The 20,266-nt window shown below is 45.3% G+C and carries 18 protein-coding genes; 4 read left to right on the forward strand and 14 right to left on the reverse strand.

Annotation, left to right across the window (positions count from 1 at the left end):
- Position 1 precedes the first annotated feature (1 nt).
- Positions 2–730: a hypothetical protein gene (locus DP923_RS08995; RefSeq protein ID WP_112305484.1), complete on the reverse strand. Its 729-nt coding sequence runs from the start codon at positions 728–730 to the stop codon at positions 2–4.
- Entirely contained in the window at positions 731–1,858 is a 1,128-nt protein-coding gene (gene mnmA, locus DP923_RS09000) for a tRNA 2-thiouridine(34) synthase MnmA (RefSeq protein WP_112305485.1), read from the reverse strand.
- A gap of 229 nt (positions 1,859–2,087) precedes the next feature.
- Here mnmA and DP923_RS09005 point away from each other — a divergent pair, with 229 nt between their 5' ends.
- Positions 2,088–2,711: a phosphoribosylanthranilate isomerase gene (locus tag DP923_RS09005; protein WP_112305486.1), complete on the forward strand. Its 624-nt coding sequence runs from the start codon at positions 2,088–2,090 to the stop codon at positions 2,709–2,711.
- A gap of 51 nt (positions 2,712–2,762) precedes the next feature.
- Here DP923_RS09005 and trmB read toward each other — a convergent pair whose 3' ends face one another.
- From trmB to holA, 9 genes are all read right to left on the reverse strand, one after another.
- On the reverse strand, positions 2,763–3,416 hold the full coding sequence (trmB, locus tag DP923_RS09010; RefSeq protein ID WP_112305487.1) for a tRNA (guanosine(46)-N7)-methyltransferase TrmB: 654 nt from the start codon (positions 3,414–3,416) through the stop codon (positions 2,763–2,765).
- Between the two features lie 2 nt (positions 3,417–3,418).
- The gene (locus DP923_RS09015) at positions 3,419–4,705 is read right to left on the reverse strand and encodes a bifunctional folylpolyglutamate synthase/dihydrofolate synthase (protein WP_112305488.1); all 1,287 of its coding nucleotides are present in this window, start codon (positions 4,703–4,705) and stop codon (positions 3,419–3,421) included.
- An 18-nt stretch (positions 4,706–4,723) separates the two neighbouring features.
- Positions 4,724–5,590, reverse strand: a complete 867-nt coding sequence (locus DP923_RS09020; protein WP_112305489.1) for a hypothetical protein — start codon at positions 5,588–5,590, stop codon at positions 4,724–4,726.
- 9 nt (positions 5,591–5,599) lie between these two features.
- The gene (locus DP923_RS09025) at positions 5,600–5,995 is read right to left on the reverse strand and encodes an ExbD/TolR family protein (protein ID WP_112305490.1); all 396 of its coding nucleotides are present in this window, start codon (positions 5,993–5,995) and stop codon (positions 5,600–5,602) included.
- Positions 5,996–5,997: 2 nt separating this feature from the next.
- The gene (locus tag DP923_RS09030; RefSeq protein ID WP_239020980.1) at positions 5,998–6,711 is read right to left on the reverse strand and encodes a MotA/TolQ/ExbB proton channel family protein; all 714 of its coding nucleotides are present in this window, start codon (positions 6,709–6,711) and stop codon (positions 5,998–6,000) included.
- 1 nt (position 6,712) lies between these two features.
- Positions 6,713–7,849, reverse strand: coding sequence for an HU domain-containing protein (locus DP923_RS09035; protein ID WP_112305491.1), 1,137 nt, complete (start codon positions 7,847–7,849; stop codon positions 6,713–6,715).
- Between the two features lie 5 nt (positions 7,850–7,854).
- Positions 7,855–9,543, reverse strand: coding sequence for a TonB-dependent receptor (locus DP923_RS09040; RefSeq protein WP_112305492.1), 1,689 nt, complete (start codon positions 9,541–9,543; stop codon positions 7,855–7,857).
- A 29-nt stretch (positions 9,544–9,572) separates the two neighbouring features.
- Positions 9,573–12,728, reverse strand: a complete 3,156-nt coding sequence (locus DP923_RS09045; RefSeq protein WP_112305493.1) for a tetratricopeptide repeat protein — start codon at positions 12,726–12,728, stop codon at positions 9,573–9,575.
- Positions 12,729–12,981: 253 nt separating this feature from the next.
- Positions 12,982–14,034: a DNA polymerase III subunit delta gene (holA, locus tag DP923_RS09050; RefSeq protein ID WP_112305494.1), complete on the reverse strand. Its 1,053-nt coding sequence runs from the start codon at positions 14,032–14,034 to the stop codon at positions 12,982–12,984.
- Positions 14,035–14,319: 285 nt separating this feature from the next.
- Here holA and DP923_RS09055 point away from each other — a divergent pair, with 285 nt between their 5' ends.
- Positions 14,320–14,742: an STAS/SEC14 domain-containing protein gene (locus DP923_RS09055; RefSeq protein ID WP_112305495.1), complete on the forward strand. Its 423-nt coding sequence runs from the start codon at positions 14,320–14,322 to the stop codon at positions 14,740–14,742.
- Between the two features lie 108 nt (positions 14,743–14,850).
- Positions 14,851–16,155 (forward strand): tyrosine--tRNA ligase, encoded by a 1,305-nt coding sequence (gene tyrS, locus DP923_RS09060; RefSeq protein WP_112305496.1) that lies wholly within the window; start codon positions 14,851–14,853, stop codon positions 16,153–16,155.
- A 78-nt stretch (positions 16,156–16,233) separates the two neighbouring features.
- Here tyrS and DP923_RS09065 read toward each other — a convergent pair whose 3' ends face one another.
- Both DP923_RS09065 and DP923_RS09070 read right to left on the reverse strand, forming a co-directional pair.
- The gene (locus DP923_RS09065) at positions 16,234–16,425 is read right to left on the reverse strand and encodes a histone H1 (RefSeq protein WP_112305497.1); all 192 of its coding nucleotides are present in this window, start codon (positions 16,423–16,425) and stop codon (positions 16,234–16,236) included.
- Positions 16,426–16,529: 104 nt separating this feature from the next.
- Entirely contained in the window at positions 16,530–17,768 is a 1,239-nt protein-coding gene (locus DP923_RS09070) for an aminotransferase class I/II-fold pyridoxal phosphate-dependent enzyme (protein ID WP_112305498.1), read from the reverse strand.
- 212 nt (positions 17,769–17,980) lie between these two features.
- On the opposite strand from DP923_RS09070, the gene accC reads away from it, so the two are divergent.
- Positions 17,981–19,480, forward strand: coding sequence for an acetyl-CoA carboxylase biotin carboxylase subunit (gene accC / locus DP923_RS09075; RefSeq protein WP_112305499.1), 1,500 nt, complete (start codon positions 17,981–17,983; stop codon positions 19,478–19,480).
- A gap of 66 nt (positions 19,481–19,546) precedes the next feature.
- Here accC and bshB1 read toward each other — a convergent pair whose 3' ends face one another.
- Positions 19,547–20,266 (reverse strand): bacillithiol biosynthesis deacetylase BshB1, encoded by a 720-nt coding sequence (gene bshB1, locus DP923_RS09080; protein WP_112305500.1) that lies wholly within the window; start codon positions 20,264–20,266, stop codon positions 19,547–19,549.

Consider the following 20,266-nt stretch of genomic DNA (forward strand, 5'->3'; position numbering starts at 1 on the left):
ATTATTCTTTTCCGTGAGCAATCAGAATTTCGTGACGCTCGTGTCCGTTTAGCTTATACCGTTCGTTATACGGGCAGGCGTTCCCCTGCGAATCGTTGCAATACACAATCCTGTTAAATAAGCGATATACACGACCTATACCTTTGGCGTACACTTCTTTACGGTCATCATACTTAACAACGTTGTTATAAGCAGGTTTCCCCTGCACTACTGTTGCAGTGTTTTCGAAGGTATGCCCTTCAATTGTAAACTGTTCGCCTACATTACTGTAAGTATAAGGTTCTTTGTTTTTAGGGAATGGGTCCTCGTTAATGATATGCGTATTGTAAGCATCCCCAATCCAGGTGACGTTGTTGTTAACCGGGAAAATCAGTTTAATATACTTTGTATTATCTTTCGTAAGTATAACCCTGGAGTCTGATTTAGTAACGACCATCACAGAATCATTTACCCAATCGCTGTTTTCGTTTGTGCGGATAGAACGCACAATTTTATAGGCAAGCGTGTTGGTCTGATCCTGAAAAGAATCAGCCACCACTTCCCGCATCTGAAACCGGCTTGTTTCCGGAATGTTATTTCTGTAAAAGGTATTGGTTATGCTGTAGATACGGTACTGGCCAACTTCTAGCGGGTAATATGCATACCCATTATCCATAGGGACAACCTCTTCGTTTTTGTCTTTACAGCCAAAAGCTACCAGCAATACCAGAAACAGAAATAACTTTCTCATCTATTGGATAACATCTAAAGCATAGCTCAGGTTGTAGTTAGACTCGATCCATCCACCACCTACAACATCATTTCCTTCGTAAAAAACAGCCGCCTGGCCAGGTGCAATCGCATTTACCCCGTTCAGGAAGTGTACTTTCATTTTATCGCCCTCCTGCTCCACGATCGCTTCGGTACCGCCGTCGTTATAACGTACTTTGGTAATAGTTGGCAATGGTCTGTCGATCAGGTTATCATACTTGCCCATGTTCAGTTTACCAACCGTCATGGCATTTTTAGCAAGATCCTCAAAGTTACCCAGCACCACGCGGTTATTATCTTTATCGATGCGGGTAACGTAAGCCGGGAAACCTAATGCAATGCCCAGGCCTTTACGCTGGCCGATGGTATAGAAAGGATAGCCCTCATGGGTGCCCACTACGGTTCCGTCTTCCAGTACAAACTCGCCTCCAGCTACTTTCTCTTCCAGGCCATCGATGCGGCGCTTCAGGAAGCTGCGGTAATCGTTATCCGGGATAAAGCAGATCTCATAAGACTCTGGCTTGTTAACCAGTTCCACAAAGCCACGGTCCTGTGCCATCTGGCGGATTTCTGTCTTGCGCAAACCACCCAACGGGAAAATAGTGCGTGCCAGGCTCTCCTGCGAAATACCCCACAAAGCATATGACTGGTCTTTGCTCTCATCTAAACCTTTGGAAATAATATAGCGGCCGTTTTCCTGACGAATGTTGGCATAGTGGCCTGTAGCTATAAACTCACAGCCAAGTTGGTCGGCGCGGCGCAGCAAGGCATCCCATTTAATGTGCGTATTACATAGCACACATGGATTTGGCGTGCGGCCTGCCAAGTATTCGTCTGTAAAGTGGTTGATCACAAAATCACCAAACTCTTCACGGATATCAATTATATAATGCGGGAAACCAAGCTGAACGGCAATATTACGGGCATCGTTTATAGAATCGAGGCTGCAGCAGCCTGTCTCTTTTTTGCTGGCACCGCTAGAAGCATAATCCCATGTTTTCATGGTCATTCCTACCACTTCATAGCCTTGCTCGTGTAGCATTACAGCCGCTACTGAGCTGTCAATACCTCCGCTCATGGCTACCAGCACCCTTCCTTTCGTACTCATCTTATATCTGAAATGTAAGTTCTGTCTTAATTTAATTTGCTACAAATATAGCAACAACCAAGCAGTTATAATGATTCAGGAGTTCAAATATTGTAGAGACAAATTTCCTGGAAGGGCTAGCCGGAAATGAAATCCGGTAAAAAATATCCTTAAAAGCTAGTATGCCAAGTAATTTGCCTTTTACTTTGAGTTACTGATTCAGCAAACCAATTCTAAAGTATACCTTAGCATGAGTTTATCTACCACCGTGATTGTGAACGGAATAAATAACCTGAGTGATGCCCGTTATTGCGCCGCAATGGGTGTAGATGTTGTTAGTTTTAATTTGAAGCAAGGCCACGAAGACCAGGTGCAGCCCGAAACCTTAAAAGAAATTGCAGGCTGGGTAGCTGGTGTGCAGCTTTGCGGGGAATTTGAAAACGAGCGCCCGGAAGAGATCAACCAACTGGCTGAGGAATTTAAACTGGACCTGGTACAACTGGATGCGCCTTACCTGATCGATGAGATCGAACAGATTAGCCGGCCTGTTATCCAGAAAATGTTTGTGAACAAAGATTCCACTGCAGCGGAGCTGTTAGAGATCATGGAGCTGTATAGCCCTTACGTTAAATATTTCCTGCTTTACTCCCACGATTTTACAGCGATTGATGATACGAACACTGCTTTCCTGAAAAAACTGGCCACACACTACCCTATTCTGGTTGGTTTTGGCCTGGGGAAAGAAAATATAAAAGAAGTACTGGAAAAAGTTAAGCCGGCCGGCATTGGTTTGCAGGGCGGACATGAAGAAAAGCCCGGTTTCAAAGATTTTGACGAACTACAGGATATCTTCGAAGAAATAGAGATTGACTAAAAGTATAAAAGCCAGTACTTTATACTTTTACAAGGTACTGGCTTTTATATTTTAAAGCTGAAACTGCAGGTATTTGATCGGAATTCCTTCGCCTAGGTAGCGTTTCTCATAAGTCGTGTAAATTCCCATGGTATGCTCCTGCAAATCGGAGTTGTACAGATCCGAAGTATGGAACAGCTTTTCTTTTTTCTGCTCCTGCAGCACTTCCAACGTAAACTCATAGAGCATTTCGTTATCCGTTTTCAGGTGCACGAGGCCGTTTGGCTTCAGGATGCGCTCGTACTGTTTCAGGAAGCGCGGCGATGTTAAGCGGCGTTTGATATCACGGTCTTTCGGGCGTGGGTCCGGAAACGTAATCCAGATCTCATCTACTTCTCCTTCCGCGAAATGCTCGTTTAGTTGCTCTACAAATATCCGGAGAAAAGCCACGTTGGTTAATTCCTGCTCCATAGCCATGGTGCTTCCTTTCCATAGCCTGGCTCCTTTGATATCGATGCCGATAAAGTTCTTCTCCGGGAAAAGCGTAGCCATTCCGATGCTGTATTCGCCACGGCCGCAGCCTATTTCCAGTACGAGCGGGTTGTTGTTTTTAAAATGCGCTTCACGCCATTTTCCTGCCAGGTTCGCATAACGCTCATCCCCTTCCTGAATCACGTTTTCACGTTCTGCAATAACTGCAAACTTCTCTAATTTTGATCTTCCCATTTCTATAACTCTTCTACTTCGGCTACCACAAAGGTACTGCCTCCAATAAAAATAACCTCATCCGGCAACGCATTTGCTTTCGCCGCTTTAATTGCCTCTGCTACTGAAGTATAAATTTCACCGCTCAAGCCTATTTGGTCGGCTTTCTGTTTCAGTTCCTGCACATCAAGCGCACGTGGGATTACTGCCTGGCAAAAATAATAACGGTACGATTTGGGCAGTAACGTGAGTATGGTGGTAATATCCTTATCATTCACAGCGCCAAAAACCATATGCACCTGCTTTGGTTTTAAGCCTTGTAACTGCGCAAGTATCTGTTTAATTCCATCTTCATTATGGCCTGTATCGCAGATAGTTAAAGGCGATTGACTCAGAATTTGCCATCTCCCTTTTAATCCTGTTAAAGCTTTAACATTTGCTAAGCCAGTAGTTATACTTTGGGGAGTGATTGCAAAACCTTTCTCCTGAAGTATAGCCAATGTTTGCAGCACGCCAGGCAAATTATACTTTTGATAAGCGCCTGTGAGGTCAAGTTGCAGCAAGTATGACTCTGAACCCTTGTGTACTTCGAATGTCTGTTGCTGCAAGTCTGAGGCAATATAATTCACCTCGAAACTATCCGTAGCAAAGTATAACGGCGCTTTTACCAAATCTGCTTTCTCCTCGAACACATGCGCAATCTCAATTTGCTTTTTACTGACAACAGCAGGTATATTTTGTTTAATGATCCCTGCTTTCTCGCCCGCAATCTCTGGTAAAGTATCGCCGAGCAAAGTTTGGTGGTCGTAGCCAATGTTGGTGATCAGCGCTACTTCCGGCGTAATGATGTTGGTAGAATCCAGCCTGCCGCCCAACCCCACTTCTATCACAGCAACATCCACCTGCTCATCAGCAAAATACTTAAAAGCAAGCGCCACTGTCATTTCAAAAAAAGAAGGTTGGATGCGTTCGAAAAGTGTTTTGTGTTGCGCTACAAACTGGATAACGTACTGCTCCGAAATTTCCTGACCATCGATCCGGACACGCTCGGTAAAAGATTTTAAGTGCGGCGAAGTATAAAGCCCTGTTTTATAACCGGATTGTTGCAGCACAGCGGCCAGCATGTGTGAGCTGCTGCCTTTGCCGTTTGTGCCGGCCACATGAATGGTTTTAAACTGATGCTGCGGTTCGCCCAGAGCGGTGCAAAGGACAATAATATTATCCAGGCTCTTCTTAAAAGCAGCATTGCCGATGCGTTGAAACATCGGCAATTGCTGGTATAAATAAGTAAGGCACTCCTCGTATGTCATCAAACTGAAGTATAAAAATTAGCGTGACCGGATAACAAAGGTAACAACACCACTGGCTCCGGCATCGCTGCTGCCACCTGTACGGCTGAAGGTGGTTTTCTGGATCTGTTCGCGGTACCAGGCCACTACCTGCGGCGAAACGTTACTTTCCAGCAACGACACGTTTACAATATTGCCATCGCCATCTACTTTAATCCTGAATTTAACAATACCGCTCTCGTTGCTGTATGGGTCGCGTTTCGGTTGAATATCGTAGCGCCAGCCTGGCATATCCAAACCACCTGCGCCACCGCCCGGTGTACCATACAAAGCTTTAGCGTTCAGTTTACCGTTCGGGTCTCCTTTGTCGCCTACCGCGTCTGCATCATCGCCATTGTTATTTCCGGTAGCCTCGTTTGATGTTCCGCTTTTGCCCGTGCTTGTACTGGTTGTTGGCTTGCCCGGGTAAAGTGATTTCGGCTTTTCAGGTTCTTTTTTAACTACTTCTTCTTTCGGTTGCGGCTTTGGCTGTTCTTTTACAACTTCTTTCACAGCAACCGGGGCATCGGCAGTAGTGGTTACAACTTTAGGCGTTTCGGTTGGCTGGGCACGGGTAGGCTGAACGACCGGCTCAGGATCCGGCAACGGGTCTGGTTGTGTAGGTGCCGGTTTGCTATCCTGTGTGTTTTTGGATTCGTTGGCCACAGCAGTTGTTTGTAAGTCGCCGCTTCCGGCAGCATCCATTCCAAAGTTAAGCTCAATGCCCATCTCGGGTGCAGGTGGCCCCGGCGCTTTCCAGGCAAGCACGTAAATAAGGAGAAGCAGGATGATAATGTGCACCGCTATACTTACACCGGCCGCAACACGCTTATTCTTTTCTTCTTCCTGTGTGAAGGCTATAGCCATAATATTAAATTATTCAGTTGTCGAGGTAGCCAGCGTCACGCTTGCGTTCAGGCTTTTTGCAATGCCGGCCACGTTTACCAAATGCTCAACCGGAACAGTCTTATCTACATGCAACACAACGGCGCCCTGCTCTGTTCCCTGCAACAAGGCAGTCAGCTGAGGCTCTATCTCAGCAAAGGCAATGGGCTGCTCGTTCAGGTAGTATTCCAGGTCTTTTGTTATCGTTATACTTATCTTCTGAATAATGGTATCTGAGGCTTTGCTGGTAGGTAAACTAACCGGCATACCTGTTGTAGCCACAAAGTTAGAGGTAAGCATAAAGAAAATAAGCAGCAGGAAGATAATGTCCGTCATCGAGGACATATTAAATTCCGGGTTTATTCTATTCTTAGAACGTAAATTCATACTTACAATTGTGGCTCTTGTAACAGGTCAAGGAACTCGATAGAAGAATATTCCATGGAGTGTACAATGCTATCGATTTTAGAAACCAGGTAGTTATATCCTACATAAGCCGGAAGACCAATAATCAGACCAACAGCTGTTGTTACCATGGCCTGGTAAATACCACTGGATAATAACTTCGGGCTGATTGTGCCTTCTGCCTGTGCAATAGCAATAAAAGCTTCGATCATACCAGTTACAGTTCCCAGGAAACCTAGCATCGGGGCAGCACCGGCAATGGTAGCAAGGGCAGCCAGGTTTCTTTCCAGGCGGCTGATCTCGATTTTACCAACGTTCTCAATGGCTGTTTCGATATTTTTAAGAGGGTTACCGATACGTGTCAGGCCTTTTCCGATCATGCGGGAAATAGGTGTGTTGGTTTGAGCACACAGCATTTTAGCACCGTTGATGTCGCCTGACAATACCATACTTTTGATGCGGTCGTTAAAACCACTTGGGTTTTGAGCAGCTTTTTTCAAAGTCAGGTAGCGTTCCATAAAAATGTAAACAGCAGCTAAAGACAGTAAAGCAAGCGGAATCATGGCCCAGCCACCGGCCATGGCAAGATCGATCAGGGAAACAGAAGTTTCTGCAGCTTCAGCAGCGCCTTCAGTAAGGGCAGCGGTAGTATCAGCAGGCGCTGTAGCAGTCGTGATTTGTAATAAGAGTGATAGCATATTAGTTATTAAGTACCCAAATAGTTTCTCCAAATGATTTTCTGTAAGTTCTCAGCGCGTCTTTTGCTTCGGCATCCGTAGCAAAATCGGCTACAGATACTCTGTATAATCTGCTTCCTCGTAGAGGCATGATTACTTTTGCTTCGTGGCCTTTTTTCAGGATGCCGTCGCGGCTTTCTTCTGCATTCTGCAAACGGGCGTAACCACCCGTTACAATATAGAAACGGCCTGTTTTCTCGGAAACGGTAAGTACTGGTTCAGCTGCCTTTTCAACAATAGGTTCTTTAACAGCTTCAGCAAGTATAACTTCTTCTTTATCAGTTGTACTTACACTTTCTGTTAAAGCAATAGATAAGGAGTCATTTATACTTTCACTTGCAGCAAAAAACGAACTCTCTGTTACAACTTCCCGTGCTTCAGCGGCCGGAAGTATAAGCTGGTAAGCTGCATTTCGCTCCTCTGCTGATACATCAGAAGTATAGTTTTGGAGGGTGTTTGCACTTGCCTGATTTCCTGAAATATAAGAAACCGGGTTCAGGCTGCTCAGGTCATATCCCGACTGTAGCGACAGGTAGTATAAACCCGTCATGGTGATGCCGCCCAACGCCAAAGTAGCAGCTATGTTGTAATAGCGGCGTAAGCGCTTCCGGAAAGGTAATTTAGTATGTACAGGCTCTTGTCTGGTTTCTTTAAGCAAGGTACGCAGCACAACGGATTCTTCCGGGCGAACTGGCCGGGCAACAATTTCCGGTAAACCGAAGCTTGCCTCCAGCATGTTGTCGCTCTCCACATATTCGAACTCAATGCGGCGCTCGGCATTATACTTGAAAACACCTATTTCCTGTAGTTCGAAACGCTTTTCAGCTTCCAGTTTCGCTTTGGTCTGAAACACGAAATCAGCTACTAACTGGCGCGCTTCTTCTGTGGTAATATTGTTGCGGTAAGCGATCGAGCTGATCAGCAAACCATCTGTTAATGTAAGCTTTTCGTTAAAGGCTATCCTTTTGGAAGGCGGCGACAAGGTATGTTGTACCGCATTGATCTGTACAGGCACGTACCGCGTAATCAGTCCGCCAAAATCCGGAATGATAACACAATCGTGTTCATACAACAGCGTTTTAATATGCTTCTCGACCATAGCTTTTAGAAAGAATAGGTTACGCCCCCTATCAGGTTTATACTTTTACTTGGGTACTGCACGAACCGCTCGTACTTCTTGCCGAACAGGTTATTGGCCATCACAAAAATCGTAAAATTATTCGTGAATTTGTAATCGCCTTTCAGGTTCAGGTCAACAATTGTGTCTGTCTCTTTCAGGACTGATGTTCCGTCCGGTCTGAAAACACGGCCATACGCGCTACCAATATAGTAAAGTTCTGTGTTAAAGAGAATCTTGTCGTAGAAGTTATAGGTACCGTAAATGCTCGCCATCAGCTCTGGTCTGTGGAAGGGCTGCTCTAAACTTGCTGTGTTATATTTCTTATAGTCAGCCTTTAATCCGAACCTGAACTCGTCAGAATAATTAAATCCGGCTTCTGCAAAAACATTAAAAACATTTGTCACGCCATCGTCATATACCAGGTCAAACTTAGCTGAGTCGGCGCGGGAGTTGTTGTAGAAGTATAAATTGCGGTAATTCTGATAAGCAACCCGACCGGTCAGGTTTACATAGTTGGCCACATTGGCTGTAAAACCGGCATAAATTTCGAGGCCTTTGTTTATATCAGCTACCTGCACGTTTGGTGCTAAAAAAGGATTTTCTTCAGTAAGGGAATTTAAAGTTACTCTTTCCAGATCACCCCCTACTCCTGCGTAAATCAGCAAGTTATCCTTCACTGGCTCAAGTCCTATTCTAACCATTGGATAAATGTTAAACTGGCGCGCATCGTTTACTTCATCGCCGGTATAAGCCACGTTTGCTCCTAAGGATAAGGTTAAAGCACCTAGCTGCCTTTCGTAAGTTGGCTGCAGTTTAAAGAACGAGCGCGTTACGCTGGCCGAGTCTTTATGCGTTACAAAAGAGAACTCTGTCGCAACACGGAAAGCTGAAAGTGAATCTATACTATACTCGCCGTTCAAGCCCAGGTGCAGGTTGCTTTCGCTTGCTTCGAAACGGTCTTTCAGGTAATTGATTTTCAGATCGCCTCTATACAGGAAAGGTGCGCCTGATGTCTGGTTATGCAGAAAAGCGTTGGCTGCTACCCTATTAAACACCTGACGGATGGTATCGATCTCAATTTCGCGCTCGGGAGTCTGATCGTAACCGTAAAAATGGTTTTTATCACGGCCGTACCGCAGACCACCTCCTACAGTCAGGTCTTTCATGTAGCGCTCGCCATGCACAGCAATATGGCTGTTGGCAGCCGCCGAATATTTATTCTCGACCGGCCCTCTGCCTGATGCAACGTGGCTGAAGTCTGCGCCGATGTCATAATCTTCGTTGCGCTTGTTATGGAAATAGCCTTTCAAGTATAAAGAGGCATAGTTACCAATGCCGGCTTTCAGGTAATTGCCATATAGTTTGTTTAACTCATCCTGCTTGATAGTGAGCACTTTCATTTGCAGGTTAATATCCTGCTGTGGTAAGCGGTAATCTGTAAAACGGTAACGCACATTGCGCTCAGCTGCAGCCGGCGGATCGATGCGGAATTTTTCGAAGTTACGGGCGGCTTGCGGCAGCTCGATCACGCGGTTCTTTTCCACAATCACTTGCGTGTCTTCCAGCTTGGCTCCTTCGTTCCAGCCGTTGTTTTGTGCCTGTACTTTATTTAAATAGCTAAAACCAACGCTTAAAACTATGGCAAGAGAAGCTAATTTTGCTTTATTTTTCATGGTGATGCTGCTGTCTGTAAATGCTACAATTACTTCCGTTCCTGTCCGTTGCCCTGCTGCGTACTATCCGTAGGCACATCCTGTATTAACTCTATAGTATCAGTTGAGGCTGGCTGCTGCGCTGGCTGCAAATTGCTGGCCGGTGTCAGGTTCTGAGGCTTTGTCGTTGTGCTGCTTCCTTTGCCATCCAGTTGCTGAAGTTTCTGTTTCGCTTCTTCCACAATTTTTTTATCCGGTGATCCTTCAATAATGGAGTTTAAAGTAGCCCTTGCCTGGAACATCTCATTCTGAGCTGCATAATTATCAGCGATCAGCAGGAATGTTCTGCCCAGCCAATGGTCGTAACCTGAGTATTTGTTGTTGAAGTCGTAAGCGGCATCAAGCGATTCTTTATACTTTTTCTGCTTATACAGAATCTCTGCTATCAGGTATTGCGCTTCGGCACCATTCACGTCTGTGGCAGATTTTACAGTTTCCAGCAATTCTGTTAGCGCAAGCGGTAAGTTACCCTGACCATAGGTTGCTTTTCCTTTGTAAAGTAGGGCAGAATTATAGGCGTTAAGCGCTGCGTTGCCCTGGCTGATCAGTTCATTGGCAATACCTTTCGTACTCTGGAAATCGTTGGTGCTGTAGTGGCTCAGCATTAAACCGGTGAGTGCTGTCTGCTGTTCTTTTCGGTTTGTAGCCACATCGCGCAGGCGTGTGTAGTATTTGATAGCCTCGCTGTAATTCTTAGCTTCATACTCCATGTCCGCCACTTTCTGGATGGCACGGTTCACAAACTCAGATTTATTTTCGGCTACCACTTCTTTCATGCGCTGCAAACCAACCTGTGTGTTGTTCTGGCGAAGTTGTGCATCTGCCAGGAAATAACGGGCGTTTGCCACATGCGGGCTGTTCGGGTATCCCGTTACATAAGCCTGGAACTTAGGGACAGCCTCGCTATACTTTTCATTGAAGTATAATGTCTTAGCAGCCTCAAACTCAATGGTTTCAAGGGCGGTGCTTTCCGGATTAGCCGATTTATACTTGTTCAGGTAATCATCAAATTCGCTGCTACGGTTTTCGGTACCCAACACTTCCTGCAAACTATACAAAGCACCGCTGGCTACTGCCGATGATGGGAACTCGTTTAACACGCGCTGCTGATCGGCAATCGCTTTGGCATTCTGGCCCAGATTCGTATAAGCCGTACCACGTTTCTGCAAAGCATTTGGCACCAGTTTGCTGTCCGGTAATTGCTGAATAAGCGTTGTAAAAGATGTTACTGCTGCCTGGTAATTTCCGGCTTCATAATCGATGACGGCACGCTGGTACATGGCATCATCCAGGTAGCGTGATTTCGGGTATTTCGCGATCAGTTCCTGCAACGCCTGTTTGGCTGGTTCGCTGCGGCCGGTTATACTTAGCACCACCCCTTTCTGGAACAAGGCATAATCTCGATCCGGAGAACTGGAGGCAATTACGCGTTCGTACAGTTTCAGGGATTCGCCGTAATTTTTACTTACATAATAGGTATCAGCCAGGCGCACCGTTGCATCGTTATAGTTCGGGTTGCTGGGCTGTATAGCGTCTAGGTAAGCTTTAAAATGCGTAAGCGCTTTGTCGTATTCTTTGGTATTGAAGTAGGCATAACCGATTCCGTAGCGTGATTTGATATAATAATCGGCTTTGGTGCTCGGCGTTGCTCTGAATACGGCCCCGTAACTGTTAATGGCATCCCCGTAACGCTGACCAACCGAAAAAGCTTCGCCTTTCACGAAGTGGCTGGATGCCGTAACTTCTTTATCATAAGGATATTGTAACGACTTATCGAGCATAGCCACTGCGGCCGGGAATTTTGCATCGTTAAACAGGTTAACGCCGTGGTGGTACGTTACGCGCTGGTAAGTTTGCAGGATACGGTAGCTTTTCTTTGGCAGACTTTCGATGTGACGAATGGCTTCGGCGTAATTGTTCGAGCTAAAGTATGATTCGCTTAACAACCTGTCAGCTTCTTCGGCCTGCTCTGAGTCCGGGTAATCGTTTGTGAAACTTGCCAGCGAAGCGATCACTTCCCGGAAATTACCAAGCTCAAAATTTACCTGCGCATACTTTATCGTAGCTGCTTCTGTGATGTCTTTATCCTGGTCGTTCTTTCTGGCCTGGTCGAAAGCGGTGAGCGCAAATTGCTTGTTTTCTTCTTTCAGGTAGCTCAAGCCCAGATAATAAGCTGCACTTTGGCCCAAGGCATCTTTCTTCAGCGCGACCGCTTTAAAGTTGGCAATGGCATTCTTAAAATTATTGTTCTTATAATCCGTGAAAGCCAGTTTATACTGTACCACCGGCTCGAAAGAACGCTTGCCGGCTGCATATTGGGTAAAGTATTTTTCGGCAGTTTTATAGTCGGCTTTCTGGTAATAAGCGTCGCCTACTAGCAGCGCAATTTCATCGGCTTGCTGTACAGGCGGTTGTCTTTTCAGAGCTTCTTCGCCGTACCGGATCACTTCGTAGATATCGTTTTCCTTGTATAGGATTTCCGTAATCATGTAGGGTACGATACGCGCGTAAGCCTCGTTCTTCTCCGCAATTTTCAGGTCCGCTTTGGCTGCTGCATAATCCCCTTTTCGGTACGCGATGTAGCCTGCATAGTAATTAGAGGCGTAAGCAAAACGGTGCTCATCTTCTCTGAAACCGGTAGTCTTGTTTTTATCGAAGTATACTTTGGCGTTATCGAAATCCTTGGTAGCGAAGTAAGAATAGCCCAGTTTAAACTCCAGTTCTTTGTTCTGCTTGATATTTAATAAATGGGTAGGCGCTTTCTTAAGCAGCTCCACCGACTTTTCGTAGTTTTTCTTTTCGAAATAGTAAAGGCCTAACTCATAATTAGCAACTGCCGTTTTGGGGTGAGCCGGGTAGTTCTTAGCAAAATTCAGGATCAGCTGCTCCGCATCCGGGTGCATCAGGTACAAGCCGCTTATGGCGTAATAATACTGGGCATCTGCTGTTTTGGCTTTGTCCCCGATCCGCTCAATATACTTCTGGAAAGCTTCCTGCGCGGCGCCATACTTTGCCCGGTCAAAAAGCTCGAGCCCTTCGTGAAAATACTTTTCTTCTGATGTAAAAACCTGCGTATGCTGGGCCACCGCTACCTGCGAGCCACCGGCCAGTACGGATGCAAGCGCTATTTTATAAGCTATCTTCATATATCTCTACTTACCTTTCAGGGTATGTCGTTTACTTTTGAAGTATAAATAAACCAAATGGCCGTTTATACTTTATTCCTTTAAGAGCTAAAGTCAAAGTTAATAAAAAATGCATGGCTTTGGGCTTCTGTTTTCAATTTTAGAAGCACCTGCCCAGTATAAACCGGAGTTATACTTTTGAGCCGGGCCAGAACATTATGCAATGTCTATATAATGCTTTCCGGTGCCGAAATATTGTGTAAATTTTAAATTATCAGGCCTGAACTGCCATCGCTTTGGTAACCGGGTGCAGCATCTTAAAAACCAGTTCCCTTAAAATGTCGCCTTCGCTCATGTTGCCACCCGTTATCCCTTTCACCTGCAAATCAGCCACCCGGATAAAGTGAATGATATCGGCACAGCGGCCTAACGGAAAAACTTGCATCGCCTGCTTGTATTCCTTTACCTTCCAGGCCTGCTGGCCCAGTAATTTGCGCAAGCCGGCATCTGTCTTGTCGAAAGCCATGTGCATGGTTAGCAAGCGTGTGAAAAAAGAAAACAGTAACGACAGGTTCGGAATGAGCGGGTTGTTCTTGGGGTTTGCTTCAAAATAAAGTATGATCCGATTTGCTTTCAGCGCATCGCGGTTAATCAGGGCTGCCTGCAGTTCAAAAATATTATACTCTTTGCTGATGCCCACATTTTCCTGCACCACGCGCTCGTCAATGGGTTGGCCGGGCTGTAGGTTTATCAGGAGCTTATCAATCTCGTTTGCCAGCCGTGCCAGATCCGATCCGATGAACTCACTTAGCATGACCACTGCCTGCGGGGTAGCTTTTATACTTTTCTGTTTGAGGTAACCAGTCACCCAGGCTGGCACCTGGTTGTCGTAAATTTTCTTGGTTGTAAGCAGTACGGCGTGTTTGCTTACCGCTTTAGAAAGACTTTTGCGGCCATCCAGCGATTTGTGCTTGTAACAGAACACCAGGATGGTAGAGGGCAACGGGCGCTGGAGGTAGGCCTCCAGTTGTTTCATGCCTTCCTCTTTCTCAATATCCAGTATACTTTGAGCTTCTTTCACAATAACCACCTGGTAGTCGGCCATCATCGGGAAGCGTTTGGCTTGCAGCAGAATTGTGCCTATATCTACATCTTTCCCGTAAATAACAACCTGGTTAAAACCTTTCTCGTGCTCCTGCAGGGCATTTGCTTCTATATAATCCGAGATCTGATCTATGTAATACGCCTCTTCGCCCTGCAGAAAATAGACGGGAGCAAACTGGCGGTTCTTAAGCTTTTCTAAAATGCTTTCGGGTGTATGCGACATAAATGAAAGGCAACTGTGGCAGCGTTTATACTTTGCAAATTTAGGCCTTCAGCCTGAAACTTGTCTTAAAACTTTATCTTAGATTTGTTGTTAATTAATTTCATCGGTAAATAGCCAGGCAGATCAGGTTATTTCTCGGTTAAACACTTGTACCATTTCTGAGCTTGCGATACTTTTCAATTTTAGAAAAACTCTAAAACCTTTTCACCTATACTAAGTGTATTACTATAATTTGATTTAAGTCTGCTCGTATCGCTTTACAAATACCCGATTAGAATTAGTTAAATGAAACAGGAACTTACAAACCCTTTTGGACGCGTATATTTGGTCATACATGAAGATACCCAAAACAGGTGGATACATGTGAACTGGATGGGTTACCTGACAGAAGAAAATATCAAAACTGGCGCTCGCGCCTATGTGGCTGCGCTCCAAAAAACAGGTTATACATGTGTTTTAAATGATACCCGCCTTATCATCGGTTCCTGGGATCATTCTCTGGATTGGGTTTTAAATGACTGGGCTCCTACAGCAGCTTCGGCCGGACTTCGCCATTTTGCTATGATTGCGACGCCTGAAAGTTTTGCTAATAACACTGCCTCCGCATTTTACCGTAACCTGAAATCGTTTAAGGCTGAAGTGTTTGATGATATGGGTATAGCGAAAGAGTGGCTGAAACAATATTCCCTTCCCGAATCAAAAGTATAGGCAGCTGCCACTTTATACTTTTCTCTTAAAAGCAATAGGTAACCTACTTCCGTTCTTCAATATTGTAACTCTTTTTTATCTTTGTCAGAACAGACGAATTTGAAATTGATGAATTTAATAGAAGAATTAAGATGGAGAGGCATGCTCCACGATTTTATGCCGGGCACAGAAGAACAGTTAGCTTCAGGCATGACAACAGGCTACATCGGCTTTGATCCTACTGCCAGCTCATTGCACATAGGTAACCTGGCCACTATTATGCTGCTTGTACACCTGCAACGTGCAGGCCACAAACCAGTAGCCTTGGTAGGCGGTGCCACCGGCATGATCGGAGACCCTTCCGGAAAATCAGCGGAACGCAACCTTCTGAACGAAGAAACGCTGCAAGCCAACCAGCAGGGCATCCAAAAACAACTCGAAAAATTTCTGGACTTTAACAGTGGTACCAATGCAGCCGAGATCGTAAATAACTACGATTGGTTCAAGGAATTCAGCTTTCTGGGATTTTTGCGTGAGGTTGGCAAGCACCTGACCGTAAATTACATGATGGCCAAAGACTCCGTTAAGAAGCGTATTACGGCTGATGAGGACGGCGAGCGGGCCGAAGGACTTTCTTTTACCGAGTTCAGTTACCAACTGATCCAGGGGTATGATTTTTACCATTTGTATAAAAACAAAGGCGTAAAGCTGCAGATGGGCGCATCAGACCAATGGGGCAATATAACAACCGGTACAGAACTTATCCGCCGCATGGATGGCGGAAAAGCCTTTGCGCTGGTAGGCAAGCTGGTTACCAAATCTGATGGCACTAAGTTTGGCAAATCGGAAGGTGGAAATGTATGGCTGGATGCTTCCTTAACATCACCTTACAAATTTTATCAGTTCTGGCTTAACCTCTCCGATGAGGAAGCGGAAAAGCTGATAAAGGTTTATACTTTACTTTCGCAGGAAGAGATTGAACATATCCTTGAAGAGCACAAACAAGCTCCGCATTTACGTGCACTACAAAAAGCCCTGGCTAAAGATGTTACAATTCGTGTACACTCCGAAGAAGACTATACAAGTGCCATAGAAGCTTCCGAAATTTTATTTGGAAAAGGTGATTTAGAGACGCTGCAAGGCCTAAAAGAGGATGTTTTACTGTCTGTGTTCGAGGGTGTGCCCCAGATTGCGATCAGTAAAGCGCAATTTGAAGAAACAGCTAACGTAACCGATCTTTTATCGGAAGTAACAGGCGGCCAGATCTTCGAGTCGAAAGGTGAAGCCAAGCGTATGATCAAAAACGGAGGCGTAAGTATAAACCGCCAGAAGGTAGACGGTAATGAAACACCGGCAAGTTTTGAACTACTGCACGGTAAGTACCTGGTGGTGCAGAAAGGTAAAAAGAATTACTACCTGATTACTGCTAATTAACTAATAAACAGTATTTTAAGCAATAAAAAAGGGGAATCTGAACAGACTCCCCTTTTTTATTTATACTTAAATGATAGGTTACTTTTTCTCAGCAGAGCTGTTCTTAGCATCCTGTACTTCCTTGCGGATTTCCTGCGCCATGTTCTTCAGGTCTTGCATCCCTTTACGTACACGCGTACCAGCAGCAGCATTGTTCTTGTCGTAGAACTTTTCGAAATCAGATTCTAAAGACATTACAAGATCTTTGAGTTTGCTAAAGTTGTTGTTCATTAGAGCTTAATTTTAGTTAAAAAATTGGTTTAGTTGCTCTAATATACACATTTAATGATAACATCAAAAGATTAGCAAATTTTAATATATGCCTTTAAAGCAAATTAAGCCGTAACAGAAGAGCTTGAGTAAAGCCCTTTATCCAGCTTTTGTGCAATTTTTTCGAATGCTGCTATTGTTTCGGAAACATCTTCCAAAGTATGAGCAGCTGTCGGGATAAGGCGCAGCATGATCACATCTTTTGGTACAACCGGATATACCACGATAGAACAGAAGATATTATAGTTCTCGCGCAGATCCAGCGTTAATTGCGTTGCATCCGGAATCTGGCCGTTCAGGAACACAGGCGTTACCGGAGACTCTGTTGTGCCGATGTTGAAGCCTTTTTCGCGTAATCCGGTTTGCAGCGCATTTACCACTTCCCAAAGTTTATCTTTCAGTTCTGGCTTAGAGCGTAATAATTGCAGGCGTTTCAGGGCACCAATTGTAATGGGCATTGGCAACGACTTGGCAAATATCTGCGAACGCATGTTATAGCGAAGGTACTCCACTACCTGCTCGTTAGAAGATACGAAGGCACCTATCGTAGCCATCGATTTGGCGAAAGTAGAGAAGTATACATCGATACCATCCTGGCAACCTAAATGCTCTCCGGTGCCTGCACCTGTTTTACCCATTGTACCAAAACCGTGGGCATCATCAACAAATAAACGGAAGTTGAATTTCTCTTTCATTGCGATCACTTCCTTCAGGTTGCCCAGGTTACCAGACATACCGAACACACCTTCTGTGATCACAAGGATGGCGCCACCTGTATTTTCAGCCCAGCGCGTAGCACGCTCCAACTGTTTTTCAAGGCTAACCATATCGTTATGGCCATACACAAAACGCTTGCCCTGGTGCAGACGAACGCCATCAATAATACAGGCATGTGATTCCGCATCGTATACAATCACATCGTGGCGGTCGACCAGCGCATCAATAATAGATACTACGCCCTGGTAGCCAAAGTTAAGCAGTAAGGTATCTGGCTTCTGAACAAAATCAGACAACTCTGACTCCAGTTGCTCATGATAGTTTGAATTTCCGGACATGATACGGGCACCCATCGGGTAAGCCATACCCCAGTCTGCAGACGCATCGGCATCTGCCTTGCGTACTTCCGGGTGGTTAGCCAGGCCCAGGTAGTTGTTAAGGCTCCAGGTCAGCACGTCCTTTCCCCTGAACTTCATGCGCGGTCCTATCTCACCTTCAAGTTTAGGAAATGTAAAGTAGCCATGCGCGTAGTGAGAGTGGCTGCCTAGGGGACCTCTGTTGGTCAACAACTTTTCAAATAAATCCACTTGGTATAATGGTTAAGTTATCGGGATAATGATCAGATATTAAGTTCGCTTCAGATAAAAGCGAATGTTGCCTGATACAACGGTTGCAAATTTATAGTTTTAAAGATTCATAAGCAATCATAACTGCCCTCACTCCTGCCTTTTTAACAACACGATTTTTAAGTTTGCCCGCAAAGCCTTTTCTTTGGTATGAAATTAACCTTTCCTGCTGCATGAGAAAAATAAATAAGATACTGGTTGCCAACAGGGGCGAAATAGCCCTGCGTGTAATGCGAACCGCTAAAGAGATGGGAATCAAGACGGTAGCTGTTTACAGCGAAGCCGACCGTAATGCCCTGCATGTGCGTTTTGCTGATGAAGCTGTTTGCGTAGGTGGTCCTAAATCAAGTGATTCATACTTACGTGCAGATATTATTATTGCTGTTTGCAAACAGTTAGGAGTAGATGCCATACACCCGGGTTACGGTTTTTTATCTGAAAATGCAGGTTTTGCAGCACAGGTAAAAGAAGCGGGCATTATTTTTATCGGTCCTTCGCCGGAAGCAATCCAGCTGATGGGCAGCAAACTGGCTGCTAAAGCCGCTGTTGCAAAGTACAACATCCCGATGGTACCTGGTACGGAAGATGCCATAACTGATATTGAAGAAGCAAAGCGAATAGCTACTACAGTTGGCTTTCCGATCCTGATCAAAGCCAGTGCCGGCGGCGGCGGAAAAGGCATGCGCGTTGTAGAAAGCGTGGAAGTTTTTGAAGAACAGATGCAGCTTGCCGTAAGCGAAGCCACTTCCGCGTTTGGCGATGGTGCTGTTTTTATTGAAAAGTATATCGGTTCGCCGCGCCACGTAGAAATTCAGGTTCTCGGCGACTCGCATGGCAACATTGTGCATATTTTTGAGCGTGAATGCTCCATTCAGCGTCGACACCAGAAAGTTATTGAAGAAGCACCTTCTGCCGTTCTTACGCCTGCCCTGCGCGAGGAAATGGGCCAGTGTGCCGTGAACGTTGCCAGAGCCTGCGATTATGTAAGTGCCGGTACGGTAGAGTTTCTGGTGGATGAAAACCTGAACTTCTATTTCCTGGAGATGAACACACGTTTGCAGGTTGAACACCCGGTAACAGAACAGATTACTGGTTTGGATTTAGTACGTGAGCAGATCCTGATTGCAGAAGGCCACGAGATAACCTTTAAACAGGAAGATCTTAAAATAAAAGGGCACGCCATGGAGCTGCGCGTTTATGCCGAAGACCCTGCTAATAATTTTCTTCCGGACATTGGGCGATTAGAAACCTATACCCGTCCGCAAGGGTTAGGTGTGCGCGTCGATGATGGTTTTGAGCAAGGAATGGATATTCCGATTTATTACGACCCGATGATCGCGAAGCTTGTTACGTTTGGCAAAGACCGTAAAGAAGCGATCGAGAAAATGGTGCGGGCGATAGATGAATACCAGATTACCGGTATTGAAACGACGCTGCCTTTTGGCAAGTTTGTAATGCAGCACGAAGCTTTTGTAAGCGGTAACTTCGACACGAAATTTATTGAGCGTTATTTTGAGCCGGCTATGCTTTTGCCTCAGTTGGATGAAGCTACAGAAGAAATTGGTGTGGCACTGGCAGCTATGCTCATGGAAACCAGAAAACCGCAAGCTGCTTCTGCAGATGGCGCAAGTATGGCCCCTGTTTCTAATTGGCGCACTAACAGGTTGAAGTAAACCTAAGTATAAAGTATAAAAAGAAAGGCCGCTGATCAGCGGCCTTTCTTTTTATACTTTATACTTTTAAATCAGATCAAACAAGTTGCGGACGCCAATATGGCGTTCTTTTGTAAAGCCTTCGCCGTAGGTAACTCCTATCACATGCCCAAACTCTTTTGCTCTGGATTCTACAAATTCCAGAAACTCAGGAGATGAAATGTAAGTGTTGGCAGAAGTATCATCCGGGTTATAAAACTGTGTTTTGAAAGCGCGGATCGTTTCCATTTTCTTTTCCCAGAATGGCGTTACATCTACAATCAGGTCCGGCGTTATCATGCGGTCCTGGATATAATGGTAAACCGCCTTCGGTCTCCAAGGCTGTTGCTCGTTGCCCGCTTCATCTAATGTCCGGATCATGCGCAAGCCAGCTTTAAAACACGATTCTGACACAAGTTCCGAGCCTCTTCCATGATCCGGGTGTCGGTCATAGATAGCATTAAGCAGTACAATGTCGGGTTGGTACTGGCGTAATTTCTGAATTATCCTGAGCTGGTGTTCGCGGTCGTTCTGAAAAAAGCCATCCGCAAAACCAAGGTTGTCGCGTACAGCAAGGCCCATTATGGCTGAGGATGCTTCCCCTTCTGCTTTTCTGGTTTCAGGCGTTCCCCGGGTGCCCAGTTCGCCTGCTGTTAAATCTACTATGCCAGCTTTTTTGCCTGCAGCTATGTGTGCCAGTAACGTGCCTGAGCAACCTAATTCAGCATCATCCGGATGCGCCGCAAAGGCAAGTATGTCTATTTTCAT

The organism is Pontibacter arcticus (genome assembly GCF_003284895.1).
GTDB classification, from domain to species: Bacteria; Bacteroidota; Bacteroidia; order Cytophagales; family Hymenobacteraceae; genus Pontibacter; species Pontibacter arcticus.